The 16,468-nt window shown below is 43.2% G+C and carries 13 protein-coding genes, 7 tRNA genes and 1 rRNA gene; 15 read left to right on the top strand and 6 right to left on the bottom strand.

Annotated features, from left to right (window positions below; all coding sequences use genetic code 11):
- The first annotated feature begins 9 nt into the window (after positions 1-9).
- From rrf to BAE31_RS02485, 5 genes are all read left to right on the top strand, one after another.
- Positions 10-125: ribosomal RNA gene (gene rrf / locus BAE31_RS02465) — 5S ribosomal RNA — on the top strand.
- A 42-nt stretch (positions 126-167) separates the two neighbouring features.
- Positions 168-242 (top strand) — tRNA-Asn (locus BAE31_RS02470).
- A 1-nt stretch (position 243) separates the two neighbouring features.
- Positions 244-316, top strand: a tRNA-Thr gene (locus BAE31_RS02475).
- A gap of 355 nt (positions 317-671) precedes the next feature.
- Positions 672-2,111, top strand: a complete 1,440-nt coding sequence (locus BAE31_RS02480) for a SulP family inorganic anion transporter (RefSeq protein ID WP_076839370.1) — start codon at positions 672-674, stop codon at positions 2,109-2,111.
- Between the two features lie 62 nt (positions 2,112-2,173).
- On the top strand, positions 2,174-3,139 hold the full coding sequence (locus tag BAE31_RS02485) for a bile acid:sodium symporter family protein (protein ID WP_024424456.1): 966 nt from the start codon (positions 2,174-2,176) through the stop codon (positions 3,137-3,139).
- Positions 3,140-3,182: 43 nt separating this feature from the next.
- Here the strand turns inward: BAE31_RS02485 and BAE31_RS02490 are convergent, their stop codons facing one another.
- Genes BAE31_RS02490 through murQ form a run of 6 tightly spaced genes read right to left on the bottom strand, consistent with a single transcriptional unit; the run spans position 3,183 to position 10,912 of the window.
- Complete coding sequence (locus BAE31_RS02490) at positions 3,183-4,388, bottom strand: exo-beta-N-acetylmuramidase NamZ family protein (protein ID WP_481747478.1); 1,206 nt, start codon at positions 4,386-4,388, stop codon at positions 3,183-3,185.
- A gap of 50 nt (positions 4,389-4,438) precedes the next feature.
- On the bottom strand, positions 4,439-6,358 hold the full coding sequence (locus BAE31_RS02495; RefSeq protein ID WP_076839373.1) for a glycoside hydrolase family 3 protein: 1,920 nt from the start codon (positions 6,356-6,358) through the stop codon (positions 4,439-4,441).
- A gap of 13 nt (positions 6,359-6,371) precedes the next feature.
- Positions 6,372-7,727 carry a penicillin binding protein PBP4B gene (gene pbp4b / locus BAE31_RS02500; RefSeq protein ID WP_076839375.1) on the bottom strand — a complete coding sequence of 452 codons (1,356 nt, stop codon included), beginning with the start codon at positions 7,725-7,727 and terminating at the stop codon, positions 6,372-6,374.
- 13 nt (positions 7,728-7,740) lie between these two features.
- Entirely contained in the window at positions 7,741-9,120 is a 1,380-nt protein-coding gene (locus BAE31_RS02505; protein WP_076839376.1) for a PTS transporter subunit EIIC, read from the bottom strand.
- Positions 9,117-9,986 carry a MurR/RpiR family transcriptional regulator gene (locus BAE31_RS02510; protein ID WP_076839378.1) on the bottom strand — a complete coding sequence of 290 codons (870 nt, stop codon included), beginning with the start codon at positions 9,984-9,986 and terminating at the stop codon, positions 9,117-9,119. The genes BAE31_RS02505 and BAE31_RS02510 overlap by 4 nt, the downstream gene beginning before the upstream one ends.
- A 14-nt stretch (positions 9,987-10,000) precedes the next feature.
- Positions 10,001-10,912, bottom strand: coding sequence for an N-acetylmuramic acid 6-phosphate etherase (murQ, locus tag BAE31_RS02515; protein ID WP_076839379.1), 912 nt, complete (start codon positions 10,910-10,912; stop codon positions 10,001-10,003).
- A 220-nt stretch (positions 10,913-11,132) separates the two neighbouring features.
- On the opposite strand from murQ, the gene BAE31_RS02520 reads away from it, so the two are divergent.
- The 10 genes from BAE31_RS02520 to BAE31_RS02565 all read left to right on the top strand — a co-directional run bounded on the left by BAE31_RS02520 (position 11,133) and on the right by BAE31_RS02565 (position 16,450).
- Positions 11,133-11,207: transfer RNA gene (locus BAE31_RS02520), tRNA-Glu, on the top strand.
- 6 nt (positions 11,208-11,213) lie between these two features.
- Positions 11,214-11,289 (top strand) — tRNA-Val (locus BAE31_RS02525).
- A gap of 3 nt (positions 11,290-11,292) precedes the next feature.
- Positions 11,293-11,365 (top strand) — tRNA-Thr (locus BAE31_RS02530).
- Between the two features lie 28 nt (positions 11,366-11,393).
- Positions 11,394-11,478 (top strand) — tRNA-Tyr (locus tag BAE31_RS02535).
- Between the two features lie 4 nt (positions 11,479-11,482).
- A tRNA-Gln gene (locus BAE31_RS02540) sits at positions 11,483-11,554 on the top strand.
- A 136-nt stretch (positions 11,555-11,690) separates the two neighbouring features.
- Positions 11,691-12,602 carry an arginase gene (gene rocF / locus BAE31_RS02545; protein ID WP_024424450.1) on the top strand — a complete coding sequence of 304 codons (912 nt, stop codon included), beginning with the start codon at positions 11,691-11,693 and terminating at the stop codon, positions 12,600-12,602.
- Between the two features lie 183 nt (positions 12,603-12,785).
- A complete protein-coding gene (sigW, locus tag BAE31_RS02550; RefSeq protein WP_024424449.1) occupies positions 12,786-13,349 on the top strand; it encodes an RNA polymerase sigma factor SigW in 564 nt (187 codons plus the stop codon).
- Between the two features lie 14 nt (positions 13,350-13,363).
- Positions 13,364-13,990 carry an anti-sigma-W factor RsiW gene (rsiW, locus tag BAE31_RS02555; protein WP_041089295.1) on the top strand — a complete coding sequence of 209 codons (627 nt, stop codon included), beginning with the start codon at positions 13,364-13,366 and terminating at the stop codon, positions 13,988-13,990.
- 218 nt (positions 13,991-14,208) lie between these two features.
- Positions 14,209-15,030, top strand: coding sequence for a diadenylate cyclase CdaA (cdaA, locus tag BAE31_RS02560; protein ID WP_008344027.1), 822 nt, complete (start codon positions 14,209-14,211; stop codon positions 15,028-15,030).
- Positions 15,023-16,450: a CdaR family protein gene (locus tag BAE31_RS02565; protein ID WP_076839381.1), complete on the top strand. Its 1,428-nt coding sequence runs from the start codon at positions 15,023-15,025 to the stop codon at positions 16,448-16,450. Before cdaA ends, BAE31_RS02565 begins: the two co-directional genes overlap by 8 nt.
- The last annotated feature ends 18 nt before the right edge of the window (positions 16,451-16,468 follow it).

Raw genomic sequence — 16,468 nt, forward strand, 5'->3', positions numbered from 1 at the left:
TCCATCAGGTTTGGTGGCGATAGCGAAGAGGTCACACCCGTTCCCATACCGAACACGGAAGTTAAGCTCTTCAGCGCCGATGGTAGTTGGGGGTTTCCCCCTGTGAGAGTAGGACGCCGCCAAGCTTTTTGTTTATATCCTTCCAATGGAAGAAGTTACTTTATCATTCCGCAGTAGCTCAGTGGTAGAGCTATCGGCTGTTAACCGATCGGTCGTAGGTTCGAGTCCTACCTGCGGAGCCATGCTTCCATAGCTCAGTAGGTAGAGCACTTCCATGGTAAGGAAGAGGTCAGCGGTTCGAGCCCGCTTGGAAGCTTTCCTCTATATGTTAATATGACAAGGTTTCTCGATGATGAGAAGGCTTTTTTTGTTTGTTTACATATATATTGAACTGCTCGATGATCAGTAGACTGATGACATTAGGAAAGAGAATAAAACGGCTTGCACAGAAGTGTTGCATCGATTTTTTACTTATCTCCTTCTTTTTGTTCTTGATTCTTCATTCTCTTTCTTTTATTCTTACTAAAGTGATATCCTCTATATCAAAAGACTCTGTACGTTCCTCTTTTCCCCCGAAAGTGAAGTATCGTTTGTTTTCCCTTTCTTTATCTCCAGGTATAGTTGCTCTTCTTTTTCCATGTACGGTATGTATATAAAAAGGAGTAGATGATTTGAAAGATTTATTTGTAAAGCAAGAATGGTTTGGACATGTACGTCAGGACGTGCTTGCGGGTATATTAGTCGCACTGGCTTTAATTCCTGAGGCCATTGCGTTTTCGATTATTGCGGGCGTTGATCCGAAGGTCGGCTTGTATGCATCGTTTTGTATCGCGATTGTGATTTCGTTTGTTGGTGGACGCCCAGGCATGATTTCGGCTGCAACAGGGGCTATGGCTCTTGTCATGGTTAACTTGGTCGCTGATTATGGGTTGCAATATTTGTTTGCAGCTACGATTTTGACGGGTTTGATTCAAATTGTGTTTGGATTGTGCCGAGTGTCTCGTTTGATGAAATTTATTCCGAGGTCCGTCATGGTTGGCTTTGTCAATGCGTTGGCTATTATGATCTTCATGGCTCAGCTTCCACATTTCGTTGGGGAATCAATGGCTATGTATATGATGACAGGGGGCGCCTTGCTGATCATTTATTTATTGCCTATGGTGATAAAGGTGATACCTTCTCCACTCATTGCCATTATTGTAATGACGATATTGGCCGTATTTGGACATATTGATGTTAGAACAGTTGGAGATATGGGAGAGCTTCCTAGTTCTTTGCCTGTTTTTCTGATACCTCAAGTTCCGTTTAACTGGGAAACACTTGCTATCATTTTTCCTTATTCTTTAGCACTTGCGATGGTTGGTTTACTTGAGTCTCTTTTAACCGCACAGATTGTCGATGATATGACAGAGACGTCTAGTAATAAGAACAAGGAAGCGAGAGGTCAAGGGATTGCCAATGTGTTTGCGGGATTCTTTGGTGGTATGGCTGGCTGTGCGATGATTGGCCAATCTGTGATTAATACGAAGGCAGGAGGACGAGGCCGGCTTTCTACCTTTGTAGCGGGTGCTTTTTTAATGGTGCTGATTTTTGTACTAGGTGATGTCGTGGTTCAAATTCCGATGGCTGCTCTAGTGGCTGTGATGTTCATGGTTTCCATTGGCACATTTGATTGGAGTTCCTTTCAGCAGCTAAAAAAGAATCCGAAAACAGATTCTATTGTGATGGTTGTCACGGTCGTGACGGTGGTGTTGACTCATGATTTATCAAAAGGCGTTTTTGCAGGTGTACTGCTTAGTGCGGTATTCTTTGTCGCAAAGATATCGAAACTTCATATTACGTCTAAAGAAAGCCAGGCAGGTACTTGGGAATATCGAGTTAAAGGACAAATTTTCTTTGCTTCTGTCACTGATTTGATCCAAGCTTTCCATCAGGGGAAAGAACTCCAATCTGTTGTGATTGATTTGTCTGAAGCACGTATATGGGATGAATCAGGCGTAGCAGCGATAGAACGTATAAAGGAAAGGTATCAAGCAAATGGCGTCCAGGTGGACGTAGTTGGAATGGATACATCAAGTCAAAAGCTTGTGAAACAAGTGAATGGTTCTTAAAAAGGCCTTTCTGTCTGTTACAATAGAAAAGGTAAGAAAGTGAAGGGATGGAGGTGGCCGGCATGCTTGTGCGTTTGAATCAAGTGCTCGGCCGGATGATGCCGCTCATTACACCTTTTAGTGTGTTACTCGGTGTTTTGTTGGCGGCCTATTTAAAGGATTTTACGTTTTTGGTGCCATGGGTATTTGCTGTGATGACCTTTGCAGGGAGTTTGTCTTCTACTTTTTCGGCTTTAAAGCATACGGTGATGCACCCATTGCCTTTGATTTTATCGTTTATGATTTTACACGTATTGATGCCTCTTTATGCTTGGTCAGCGGGACATCTCATATTTGCGGGTGATGCCATGACGATCACCGGTTTGACACTTGCAATGGTGATTCCCACAGGAGTTTCTAGTTTAATATGGGCGGCAATGTATAAGGGGAATGTTGGGTTAACGTTATCCATTATTTTAATTGATACATTGCTTTCGCCATTGATTGTGCCAGCCAGTTTGTCACTTTTAGCCGGTACACAGGTTCATATGGACATGGTCGCGATCATGAAAGGGCTGTTTGGGATGGTGGTGCTTCCATCTATTTTAGGGATGCTCGTTCGTCACTATGCAAAGCCTGCTGTGACGAAAATGATCAGTCAGACATTGTCACCTTTTTCAAAAATAGGCTTGTTTGTAGTGGTGTCGATTAACAGTTCTGTTGTTGCGCCATACTTGCGTGAACTGGATGCCGCATTTTTTAGCAAGGCAGCGACTGTGTTTCTCATTGCGATGAGCGGATATGCGTTTGCATGGTTGATTGGAAAGACGATGAAATGTACTCAAGGAGAGATTGTGGCCATTGTGTATACGGGCGGTATGAGAAACATTAGTGCGGGGGCTGTGCTTGCCATTAGCTTTTTCCCGCCTGCTGTCGCTGTTCCTGTGGTGATTGGCATGCTGTTTCAGCAAGTGCTTGCTGCCTTGTTTGGTTTCTTACTCAATCGTTTTGAGCTGAAAGCACCTGCTGTGACCAAATCTTTCTCATGAAAAAAACCTCCATCCTTTGATAGATGGAGGTTTTTTCTGTGATTTAATAGATGAGATATTTTTTTCGCTTCTTTTCGAATGTTTTAAGGTCGTGATGATAGCGTTTCATAATGTGTTTGACGGAAGTTCCTTTATTGATCTCTTCTTTCATCCAGCCATTCCCGATGAGTTTGTCAAAGCTGCCTGTTTGAAGGAACTGAAAGTCATTAGGGTATAAATCATGTATTGCTTTGATAATGGATAACCCCGTTTTCACTGCTTCGAAGGATGAGCGGTCTGTGACGTATAACTGCACACCATGAGATAGTGTACCGGCATGTTTAGAAAATGTGGGGGTGAATGACACAGGTCTAAATTGAACGCCTTTTAGTTTTAGCTGATTTAAATGATCTGCCAGCTCGCTGCTATTGATATATGGTGCACCAATGAGCTCGAATGGTTTTGTCGTTCCTCTGCCTTCAGAGACATTTGTGCCTTCAATTAATCCTGTGGCAGGATATACAAAGGTACTATCCACTGTTGGCATGTTAGGAGAAGGAAGGACGAACGGCAGCTTTGTATCATCGAATGTCATGGACCGCTTCCAATTTTTCATTTTGATGACTGTTACATCAGCATTGATATGAAACTCTTTGTTAAACAGTTTTGCAAGCTCACCAGTGGTCATTCCATGTCTTAATGGGATTGGATAGAGCCCTACAAATGAGGCGTGTTCAGGCTCTAAAACTGGTCCTTCTACTTTTAGTCCGCCAATGGGATTTGGGCGGTCTAGGACAACAAAGGGAATGTTGTTTTCTTTAGCGGCTTCCATCGCATAGGCCATCGTGTAAATATAGGTGTAATAACGAGTACCAACGTCTTGAATATCAAACAGCAGGACATCTACATTTTTCAGCATTTCAGGAGTTGGTTTTCTTGTTTTTCCATAAAGAGAGTAAACAGGAAGACCTGTTTTTTCATCGGTATAGGATTCGACGCCTTCTCCTGCTTGTGCATCTCCGCGCACGCCGTGTTCAGGTCCATATAAAGCAGTGAGCTTGATATTTGGATGTTCAAATAGGAGATCGACACTGCTTTTCATATTTGCATCAATGCCAGTCGGGTTGGTAATGAGGCCAACTCTTTTCCCTTTTAGCCATGAAAGGTTGCTTGAGAGAAGTGTTTCGATCCCTGTTTTGACTGCTGTTTTTTTTCCTTTTGTATCTGTTCGTTCTTCTGCGGGAGAGGCGGCGGTCAATGTGCTCATCATGAGAAAGCTTGCGAGTATGAAACTGACTGTTTTCTTCAAGAGAATCCCTCCTATTTGATCTGTTTCCCTTTCAAGTTGAGGCCATAGCCGAATGGGTAAAGGGTTTGATTTGGATGAGTGACAGATGGGATATCAACTGGCAGTTTCCCTTTAGGTGATGCAGCTCCAAATATCACTTCTAGTCCAGCAGGAATATTTGGCTGATTGAATTGTCCGTTTGAGTAGCCTTTAAAACCGTACACAGCTAGTAAGGCATCGGCTTCTTCAAAATTTGCCGCATCATAAGGGTTTCTAAGACTCATGATGACCATTTTTTTGTTTTGTGCTGCTGCTTCTTTCATGACAGCACGAGGGAAGGCGGTTGCCCATTTTTTCGGGTCCTGGACATTGTCATCAATTACACCATCATTCACAGCTGGGTCATTTTGGACAACGTAAGAGCCAGTGATGACATAGTCAGCTTCTTGTATTAGTTTGGCCGAGTCTTTGGTGAACGTTTTATCCGCAAAAGCATATGACTGGATGCGTACAGGCTTGATCTTTTTTTGTTTCATGAGAGATTCGACTGTGACAGACATTGCTTTTGTCTGATCTTCGTAAGGTGCCATGACCACGATTTTGTCATTCTTTTTAGGCTTGAAAGGTAAGGTCTTTTTGTTGTTTTTAAGCAGGGTGATTCCTTCACGTGCCATTTTTTGTTCTGCTTTAAGGTGCGACTTTTTCCCGACGACTTGAGTGGCTTTTTTGATTTTTTTCTCAAGACTGATTGGTTTTTTGGAGGAAATAATGCCGCGTTTGATTTTCAATTGAAGAATTTTTTCGACAGATTCGTTGATCTGCGACATCGGAATCTCTTTCTTTAAAATCGCTTGTTTGACAGCATTGAATACATTCTTTAGGTTTTTCTCTGTTTTTAATGAGGTGACTGGTGCTGGCATGAGAGCGATATCGACACCTGCTTTAATGGCCATCACGACGGCTTCTTCCTGTCCGAAATTATCTGCAATCGCTTTCATATTTAGAGCGTCTGTCACAACAACGCCGTGAAAGCCCATCTCTTCTTTTAATAAGTGTGTGATGACTTTTTTTGATAAGGTTGCTGGAACCATGATGTCCTCGCCATCTTTTTTGCTTCGATACGTTGTGTCATCAATGGCAGGAAATTGAACATGGGCGGTCATGACCATATCTGCACCAGCATTGATCGCTTGTTGGAATGGATACAGCTCAACCTTTTTTAAACGATCTAGGTCATGCTCTACGAGCGGCAAGCCGTAGTGACTATCGACGGCTGTATCACCATGTCCCGGGAAATGTTTTAGTGTGGAAATGGTCTTTTCCTTTTGAAGTCCTTTCATGGTTTGAAGGCCAAGTCTAGAGACAAGAGCAGGATCAGAGCTAAAGGAACGGACACCAATGACGGGGTTGTTTGGGTTATTATTCACATCAAGCACAGGAGAGAAGTTTGTATTGATGCCTAAGGCGTTTAATTCTTTTCCGATGATTTTTCCTGTGTCATATGCATTTTTTTTGCTTCTAGAGGCACCAATCGACATATTTCCTGGGAAATGTGTTCCCTTTTGTAACCTTGTGACGATTCCGCCTTCTTGATCAATGGAAATGAGTAAAGGAATGTTTGGTGATGCTTTTTGAAATTTATGGGTGAGTTTCACGGTTTGTTTTGTATCAACGACATTCTCGGCAAATAAGATGACACCGCCTAGATGATATTTTTCTACAAGATGAGATACTTCGTTATTCATCTTTGTGAAGCCTGTAGGTGCGGATTCATCTTTTGTTTGCCAATTGCGAAAGTCCGGCATGAGCATTTGACCTATCTTTTCATCCAGTGACATGTCTTGAACCATTTGTTTAGCGGTTGGCAGAGAGGCAGAGCTAACCTTTTCCGTTGGAATGGAAGAGGTTAGCAGGGCTAAAACCAGTGCAGCGGGGAAGAGAGCTTTCAACATCGAATTCCTCCTTTTACTGAAAAGATTCGTAGATTGCGGTCATGATGCTTCCATAAGTACCAGTTGGGAACAGGTCGCCTTCAAATTGATTAGGATTTGTTTCTGGTGAAACAACGGGTGAATGTTTCTTATTCGTCAGCAAGACGACACCTAAATTGTGTTTAGGATCAATCAACGTCATTGTGCCGGTCCAGCCAGTATGCCCATAGGCTTCGTTACTTGCATATTTTCCAAACATCCATTCCATGTCAGTATGACCGTTTTTTCGCCAGCCTAGCCCGTAAGTTGGGTTCGTATCAGATGAGGCTGTAAAGAGATCGATAGAAGCCTGATCAAAAATGGTTGTTTTTCCATAGCCTCCTTTATTAAGCATCAGCTGAAGCAGCACGGCCGTATCTGAGGTGTTCGAGAAAAGTCCAGCGTGGCCGGAGATACCTGCCATTGAGTAATATGCTTTCTCGTCGTGTACTTCACCTAGCAGGGTGTACCGTCGGATGTTTTCAAAATCGATTATACCGTCTCGTGAATTGCCTAAACGTTCAGTTGCTGCAAAATGCTTCGGCTTGAACCCTTTTTGCAGTGGATTGAACATTGTATGTTTGAGACCTAGCGGCCGATAAATCGTTGACTCGACATATTGATCAAGAGGCATGCCTGTTTTCTTCTCGATGATCATGCCTAGCAGCATGTAATCAATGTCACTATAAATGTGCTGGGTACCTGGCTTGTATTGCAGCGGTACCTTTGGCAGCCATTTCATCGTTGTTTTTCTGTCTTGAGAATAAAAAGAGCCAGCTGATTCTTTGCTATAAAATAAGACACTGGAAGGGAGACCCGCAGAATGGGTGAGAAGATCTTTTACCCGAAGCTGGTCTTTACCGGTTACCTTTGCATCAGGTTCATCCTGAAAATCTGGAAGGATGGTCTGTATTTTTTCGTTGACATCAAGTTTTTTCTCGTAGACAAGCTTTTGCAGGGCATAGTTGGTCGCATACATTTTTGTATTGGATGCCAAATCGAATAGTGTATCTTTTTTCATTTTTTTATACGATTTGAGTTCTGTTGTGCCATCATATTTTTGCCGGTAGCCATAGGCTTTTTGATGAACGATCTTTCCGTCCTTGATAATGATGAGAGCGGCTCCTGGAAATCCTGCTTTGATGTCATTTTGAATCATTTGATCAACCTTCCTCAGCTGCCTGGAAGAAACACCTACTTGTTCCGGTCGTTTTGCTTTTTTTAAGACGGGATATTCTTCAGGAGCTGTTTTAGACAAAGACGATACAGGATGGGAGCTAGTTGCAAATGTTTGTACTGGTAACCCAAGGAGCATGAGCAGACATGTGATCAAAAGAAAACATTTCTTCAAGGTCTAGACCTCCTTATTGATTGTGATCCTCGAACTCAACAGCCATATCATCATGAAACCCAAATAAGTATGTGAAGAAAAATCCAGCAACATATGCGATAAATAGTCCAATTAAGTAAAGAAGCATTTGATGTGTGTGAACAATAAAGGTTAATGGAAGACCGGATACCCCGATGGCTTTCGTCGCAATTTGGAAGTAGGCTTGAAATGCGCCGCCGATTCCTGCACCAAGACAAGCGGTGAGAAATGGTCGTCCCAGCGGGAGTGTGACACCAAAAATGAGTGGTTCGCCAATGCCCAGCATCCCTGAAGGAAGTCCACCAGCAATGGCTCTTTTGAGTTTTTTCTTTTTTGTTTTCATATAAATGGCGAATGCAGCGCCTACCTGTCCTGCACCGCCCATAGCGAGAATTGGCAGAAGCGGGTCATCTCCAATTGAATTGATGAGTTCCATATGAATCGGTGTCAGCCCTTGGTGAAGTCCTGTTACAACAAGCGGGAGGAAGGTAGCACCAAGAACAAATCCTGCGAAAATTCCGCCCATATTTAATAGATAAGTCAGTCCTGAGGTGATGGCATCAGATATAAATCCGCCGACTGGCATGAAGACAACGTACGTGAAAATGCCTGTAATGAGTAGTGTGATGGTTGGTGTGACGATGATATCAAGTGATTGCGGGACGAAGCGTCTAATTCGGGTTTCCACAAGTGCCATAAAGATGGCGGCTAGAAGAACACCGATGAGTCCGCCTCTGCCTGGTAGAATATTTGTGCCAAATAACATAATGTCTGCGGAGGCTGGGTTAATAATGAGGATACCAGCTAATGCGCCTAATGCAGGAGAGCCTCCAAATTCCTTTGCGGCATTTGTTCCGACTAATATCCCGAGATAAGCGAAAAGTCCAGAACCGATAACCGTTAAAATAATCGCAGCTTGAGATTTTTCGTCAAGCCAGCCTGCTTGCACGATTGCTTTTGTTATCCCGGTAATCAGACCTGAGGCAACTAGTGCCGGAATAATTGGAATGAAAATGCTGGCAATCCGCCGTAAGAACAGCTTGAACGGTGTGCGGTTCTTTTGTGAAATGGCTTGCTTGTTTTTTTGTGCTTCGTTGTTTAAATCATAAGAGCCAGAGGCATTTAGCAGCTCTTCAAACGCACTTGATACTTGGTTGACAACGCCAGTGCCTAAAATGATTTGAAGCGTTTCTGCTTCGACGACGCCAATAACGCCATCGAGTTCTTTGATTGCTGTGACGTGAACTTTTTCATTGTTCATCGGTGTAATTCGGAGCCTTGTCATACAATGTGTATGGGAAGAGATATTTTCAGAACCACCACAGAGTGAAAGAATGTCTTTCGCCAACTGCTGATATTTCTTTTGATGACTCATGTTGAATCCCCCTTTGATTTTCGTTTCATGGAGCGGATGGCATGCCTTGTTTTGTCAATATATTGGGCTGTCTCTTCATATTGACGAGAAGCTAAACTGAGGAACAGGACATCAATTAAGTAGAGCTGTGCCATTCTAGAGGAAGTGGCAGCACTGCGAAAAGGTGCTTCATTGGAACCGGACGTCGATAGGTGAACATCACATAAAGCAGAAACGCTTGTATGACCTGGATGTGTTAAAGCAATGGTTTTCACTTGGTTGTCTTTTGCAAGCTGAAGGGCTTGAATGATGTCTAACGTTTCTCCTGAAAAGGAGATACCAAACACAATGTCATTCTCTCCCGCATTTGCAATAACCGTAGATGCAATGTGCATGTCAGTGAAGGCTGTCGCTGCATAGTTAATTCTGAGAAATTTCTGCTGGGCATCAGCTGCGACGATGCCAGATGCACCAACTCCGATAAAATGAATTTGATTTGCATGCAGCAGTAATTGAACTGCCTTTTCTAAAGCTTCTGGATTTAAAATAGAAGCGGTGTCCTTGATCGATTGAATCGAGTTTCCTGCTGTTTTTTGAATAATGGATTGAAGCGGTTCATCTTGTTCGATATCTCTGTAGCCTTGTTTATCGTCATGCATCAAATCTCCAGCGATCCGCATTTTTAAATCGTGATAGCCATCCAGCCCGAGAGATTTACAAAGGCGGATGACTGCAGAGCTGCTTGCGCCGGCTGCCTGACTAATTTCATGTACTGTGCTTTTAATGACTTTGTCAGGATGGGCAAGGATATAGTCTGCAATGATTTTTTCAGATTGGGGAAGCTTTGATTTGATTGTGTGTAGTAGGATAAGTCCACCTGCTGACATGAGCTCTGCCTCCTTTAAGATTGATAACGTGAGATCGCTTTGTCAATATGGCCATTCGTTTTGTTGAGTAAATCTTTGGCTGTTTTCTTGTCTGTGTTTGTTTGGAGCATGACGATGGCAGTTTTGACTTCTAAGTCTGCTGCTTCAAGAGTCTTCACGGCTTGTTCGTAGGAAGCATTTGTCACATGTTGAATGATGGTGATGGCGCGTTCTTTTAATTTATGATTGCTGACTTTTACATCAACCATCAGGTTTTCATATACTTTGCCTAGTCTAATCATGACTGAGGTGGAAAGCATATTTAAAATCATTTTATGAGCGGATGCTGCTTTCATTCTTGTTGACCCAGTGATGGCTTCTGGTCCTACAATGACCTCGATGGCGCAATCTGCAAGCTCGCTAATTTCTGCTTGTTCATTGCAGCTGAGTGCTACTGTTTTAGCTCCAATTGACTTTGCATAGTTTAAAGCGCCGATGATATAAGGTGTCCTTCCGCTTGCGGCAATACCGACGACTGTATCTTTTGATGTCAGGTGAATGTGTACTAAATCCTGTTTGCCGGCATCTTCACTGTCTTCCACATCTTCGGCAGCTTGAGAAAAAGCTGAGTCTCCGCCTGCCATGATGCCAACAATGATATCAGGTGAGACGCTATAGGTTGGGGGACATTCGACAGCATCCATTACGCCAATTCTGCCGCTTGTTCCGGCGCCTAAATAAACGAGTCTGCCTCCATTTGAGATGGATTCATAAGCAAAGTCACTTGCTGTTTTGACATGTGGAAGTACAATGTTGACTGCTTGAGCGACCTTCATATCTTCTTCATTGATCATCTGGAGTATTTCCAGCGGGTCTGCTTGTGAAATTCCCATTGTGTTGGGGTTTCTTGATTCTGTTGTCAAAGAACGCAGTTGAGATGGCTGCATGTGACATACCTCCTTATTTCTTCATTTTCAGTATATTGAGTATGATATGAAATTTCAATATTATATTTGAATATTGAAATTATATTTCAGTGAAGATGTTGAACGAATAGGGAGTAAATAGTTAGAAAATAAAAAAAATAAAAATCCCCTTTACAAAAGGGGGACAACCTGTATATAATAACTTTTGTCAGCTTCACGGAAACAACAAACTTGACAAACTGGCCCGTTGGTCAAGCGGTTAAGACACCGCCCTTTCACGGCGGTAACACGGGTTCGAATCCCGTACGGGTCACCATGATGTGGAGGATTAGCTCAGCTGGGAGAGCATCTGCCTTACAAGCAGAGGGTCGGCGGTTCGAGCCCGTCATCCTCCACCATATGCCGGTGTAGCTCAACTGGTAGAGCAACTGACTTGTAATCAGTAGGTTGGGGGTTCAAGTCCTCTTGCCGGCACTGTTTTTTCTTTATCAATTCCATATGTGGAGGGGTAGCGAAGTGGCTAAACGCGGCGGACTGTAAATCCGCTCCCTCCGGGTTCGGCGGTTCGAATCCGTCCCCCTCCACCATTTTTGGGCTATAGCCAAGCGGTAAGGCAACGGACTTTGACTCCGTCATGCGTTGGTTCGAATCCAGCTAGCCCAGTTAAGACACCTTTTTGAAAAAGGTGTCTTTTTTTATGTTGGCAGAGGGATTGTATAACTATTCAAAATGTTGTTGAGTTGAGTCAGAAGGCATCAAGAAAGTAAAATATAAGCATGAACGGAAAGGGGATGTACATATGGGAGAGCAAAAGAAGGTCACGATTATTGGAGTTCCAATGGATTTGGGTCAAACGAGAAGGGGCGTCGATATGGGGCCGAGTGCGATTCGTTGTGCAGGCGTAAAAGAAAAATTGGAAACGCTCTCATTTGATGTAGAGGATCTTGGAGATATTCCAGTTGAACAAAGAGATGATGAGAAAGGTTTATATACAAGTGAAAAGCTAAAAAATTTGACGGAGAATGCTGGGGCAAATCAGCTGCTTGCTGAGAAGGTTGACAGTATTGTGCAATCTGGTTCGTTTCCGCTCATTTTAGGCGGTGATCACAGCATTGCGATTGGCACACTTGCTGGGGTAGCCAAGCATTATGAAAACTTAGGAGTCATTTGGTATGATGCACACGGGGATTTGAATACGGAGGAAACGTCTCCTTCTGGAAATATTCATGGCATGCCGCTTGCTGTCAGTCTCGGTTTTGGGCATGCAGATTTAACGAACATTGGCGGTTATTCGCCTAAATTGAAGCCTGAAAATGTCGTTATAATTGGTGCTCGATCTTTAGATGAAGGAGAGCGGGCATTGATTCGAGAGAAAGGCATTAAAGTGTATACGATGCATGAAATTGATCGTTTAGGGATGACAAGGGTGATGGAGGAAGCCATTGCGTATCTAAAGGAGAGAACAGATGGTGTCCATCTGTCGCTTGATTTAGACGGACTAGACCCAGCGGAATGCCCTGGTGTAGGTACTCCGGTTGCAGGCGGCATTAGTTACCGGGAAAGTCATCTCGCAATGGAGCTTTTAGAGGAGGCGGGTATTTTAACGTCTGCTGAATTTGTTGAAGTAAATCCGGTATTAGATGAGAAAAACAAAACCGCAGAAGCGGCAGTTGCGTTAATTGGTTCATTAATGGGTGAAAAGCTATTGTAGAGCGGGACTTGTTCCTGTTCTTTTTTGTTTTGGGAAAATTTAAGGATATGTTAAGGTTTTTACCGGTTGAGAAGCGTAACACACTGTCAAAAATTTGTTACACTATTTTTTAGAGGAGAATGAAACCTTTTGGAAAGAGGTTCGTATACATAAAGACCGGTGAAGGCAGAGGTTGAATATACTATGGACACAATGATTAAAAAGAGAATTAAGCAAGTGAAAAAAGGCGACCAGAACGCATTTGCAGACATCGTAGACCTGTATAAAGACAAAATTTATCAGCTGTGCTACCGTATGCTTGGGAATGCACACGAAGCGGAGGATATTGCGCAGGAGGCGTTTATTCGTGCTTATGTGAATATCGAAAGCTTTGATGTGAATCGCAAGTTTTCCACGTGGCTGTACCGCATTGCAACCAACCTGACCATCGACCGTATTCGCAAAAAAAAGCCGGATTATTATTTAGATGCAGAGGTGGCAGGAACAGAAGGGTTAAATATGTATTCTCAAATTGCTGCTGATGGCATTTTGCCAGAGGATGAGGTGGTGTCTCTTGAATTATCGAGTACCATTCAGCAAAAAATTCTAAGATTACCCGATAAATATCGTTCGGTCATCGTATTAAAGTATATTGATGAACTCTCGTTAAAAGAAATTAGTGAGATTCTGAATATACCAGTTGGTACGGTGAAAACGAGAATACACAGGGGTAGAGAGGCTCTCCGGAAACAGTTGAGAGACCTTTGAGTGAGGTGATTTTGATGAGCTGTCAGGATAGAATCGTCCAGCTTATGCATCAGTATTTAGACGGGGACATTGAGTCCCAAGACGAAAAAGAATTAAAAAGCCATCTGCAATCGTGTGAGGAGTGCCGTACTCATTTTCAACAAATTGAGAAATCCATCGCGCTAGTGCAGAGTACATCTCATATAGAAGCACCATCTGATTTCACTGCAAAGGTGATGGCAGGTCTTCCAAAGGAGAAAAAGCGTGTGTCGGTTCAAAGATGGATCAAAGCTCACCCGCTGATGGTAGCCGCTGCCCTCTTTCTCATTTTAATGGGAGGCAGTCTGTTTACGAGCTGGAATACCGATCATAATTTCAGTGTGTCAAAGCAGCCGAATCTCGTCGTTGAAAATGATACAGTGACCGTACCTAAAGGGGAAACCGTAAAGGGTGATGTCACTGTCAAAAATGGCAAGCTGATTGTAGAAGGCAAGGTTGATGGAAATGTCACCGTCGTCAATGGGGAACAGTTGACTGCTTCTGCCGGACAAGTCACTGGTCAAATTAATGAAATTAATGAAGTGTTTGATTGGATTTGGTACAAAATGAAATCAACAGCACAAAACGTAATGCGGGTCATTGGGCCAGAGGAGCAAAAGTAACTCAATCGGCTTAAAAGAGCAGTCTCTAAGGGGGCTGCTCTTTTTCTATACATTGGTGGGATTCACGCATATTAGCAACTTAGCCAGATATGGCAACTATTTTCCTTGCTGAAACAAAATGTGGTATAATAGCCACGCTATGTATTGATACATAGGCTCTTTTTATATTAAAAAATGCATCAAACGAAGAATAACTGAAAATTCTGGAGGACGAGGAAATGGCTTTAGGGGATATTCCTTTTTTGCAGTACCTCGGTAATGCTGTTGATATTCTCGTTGTTTGGTATGTGATATATAAATTAATGATGGTCATCCGCGGAACAAAAGCGGTTCAGCTTTTAAAGGGAATTGTGGTCATTGTTCTCGTCAGGATGGGAAGTGCGTATCTCGGTCTTAACACACTTCAATGGCTGATGGATCAAGCGATTACGTGGGGATTCCTTGCGATCATTATTATTTTTCAGCCAGAGCTAAGGAGAGCGCTTGAGCAGCTTGGGCGCGGCCGTTTCTTCTCAAGAAGCGGGACACCTGTAGAGGAACAGCAGCAGAAAACGATCGAGGCAATTACAAAAGCAATTAACTATATGGCGAAACGCAGAATCGGCGCGCTGCTGACAATTGAGCGCGATACCGGAATGAATGATTACATAGAGACAGGAATTCCTTTGAATGCAAAGGTGAGTTCAGAGCTGCTCATTAATATTTTCATTCCGAATACACCGCTTCATGACGGTGCTGTCATTATGAAGCGGGATGAGATTGCAGCTGCAGCTTGCTATTTACCACTGTCAGAAAGCCCTTTTATCTCTAAGGAGCTGGGGACGCGTCATAGGGCTGCAGTCGGAATTAGTGAAGTGACAGACAGCTTAACTGTCATCGTTTCTGAGGAAACTGGCGGCATTTCTGTCGCAAGGAATGGTGATCTTCACCGAGAATTGACAGAAGAAGCGCTTGAAGAAATGCTGATTGCTGAATTTAGTAAGAACAGCAAAGATGCTTCCTCGACCAAATGGTATTGGAGGGGCAAGAAAAATGGATAAGATTTTGAATAATCGCTGGGCCGTTAAGCTTCTTGCATTGGTCTTCGCTTTATTGCTGTATGGTGCAGTCAATTCAGCGCAAGCGCCCACGCCGAAAAAAATCGGTGAATCCTTTTTCCCAACATCGACGACAGATGAAGCAACTTTAACCGACATTCCTGTTAAAGCGTATTATGATGACGAGAAGTACGTCGTCACTGGTGTGCCGCAGACAGTCAATGTCACGATTAAAGGATCAACTAGTGCTGTGAAAACAGCAAGGCAAACAAAGAATTTTGAAATTTATGCAGACATGCAGAACTTATCGACAGGTACACATAAAGTGGAGCTGAAGGCAAGAGATGTATCGAAGGGACTCACACTATCGATTAATCCATCTGTGACGACTGTGACGATACAAGAAAAAACGACAGCTGAATTTCCTGTTGAAACCGAGTTTTATAATCAAAATAAAATCAAAGACGGCTATTCACCTGAACAGCCCATTGTGAACCCGAAAAAGGTCACAGTTACTGGATCAAAGGACGTCATCGACAAAATTTCTGTCATTAAAGCTTTTGTGAACTTAGAAGATGTCGATCAGCAAATTGAAAAAGAAGCGAAGCTCACTGTGTATGATAGCAGCGGGAATGAGCTGCCAGTTGAAGTAAGTCCGTCCGTGGTGGATATTACGGTCCCAATCTCTAGTCCAAGTAAAAAGGTCCCTTTTAAAATTGAGCGGACGGGCAGCTTGCCAGAAGGGATCAGCATCTCAAGCATTGAGACAAGCCCGAGTGAGGTCACAGTGTACGGCTCTCAAAAGGTGCTGGATGCCCTTGATTTTATTGATGGCGTCAAGCTGGACCTAAGCAAGATCAAAGATGATACGGAGATTGATGCCGATATTCCCCTGCCAGATGGTGTGAAAAAGGTATCACCCGAAACCGTTAAGATTAAAGTGAAGGTTGCAACAGCTGAAGAAAAAAAGATCGATAATGTACCGATTTCTGTCGTGGGTTTGAGCAAGGATCTCACTTCTGATTTTGTGAGCCCCTCTTCTGGACGGCTCACGTTAACAGCAAAGGGATCAAAGAGTGCGATTGATAAACTAAAGGCTTCAGATGTTGAAGCCTATATCAATGCAGGGGACTTGAACGAAGGAACCCATGAGGTCAAAGTTCAAGTGAACGGTCCTCAAAATGTGACTTGGACATTATCGAGATCAAAGGTCAAAGTGAAACTCACTTCTACTGATACAGAGGATCAGCCGGCTTCGACGAATGATCGGAAGGATCAAAAAGATCAACAAGATCCATCAACTGATGACGATGGTCAGGGTGAGAAGAGTAAAGAAGAATCCACGCAAGATAAAGCAAAGAAAGAATCGAGTCAAAGACAGCGGGTCAAAGAAGATAAAAAAGAGGACGAAGCGTCCTCTTGAATGGTAAAAAAGGAGCGA

Origin of the sequence: Bacillus sp. I-2 (genome assembly GCF_001974945.1) — a bacterium.
GTDB classification, from domain to species: Bacteria; Bacillota; Bacilli; order Bacillales; family Bacillaceae; genus Bacillus; species Bacillus safensis.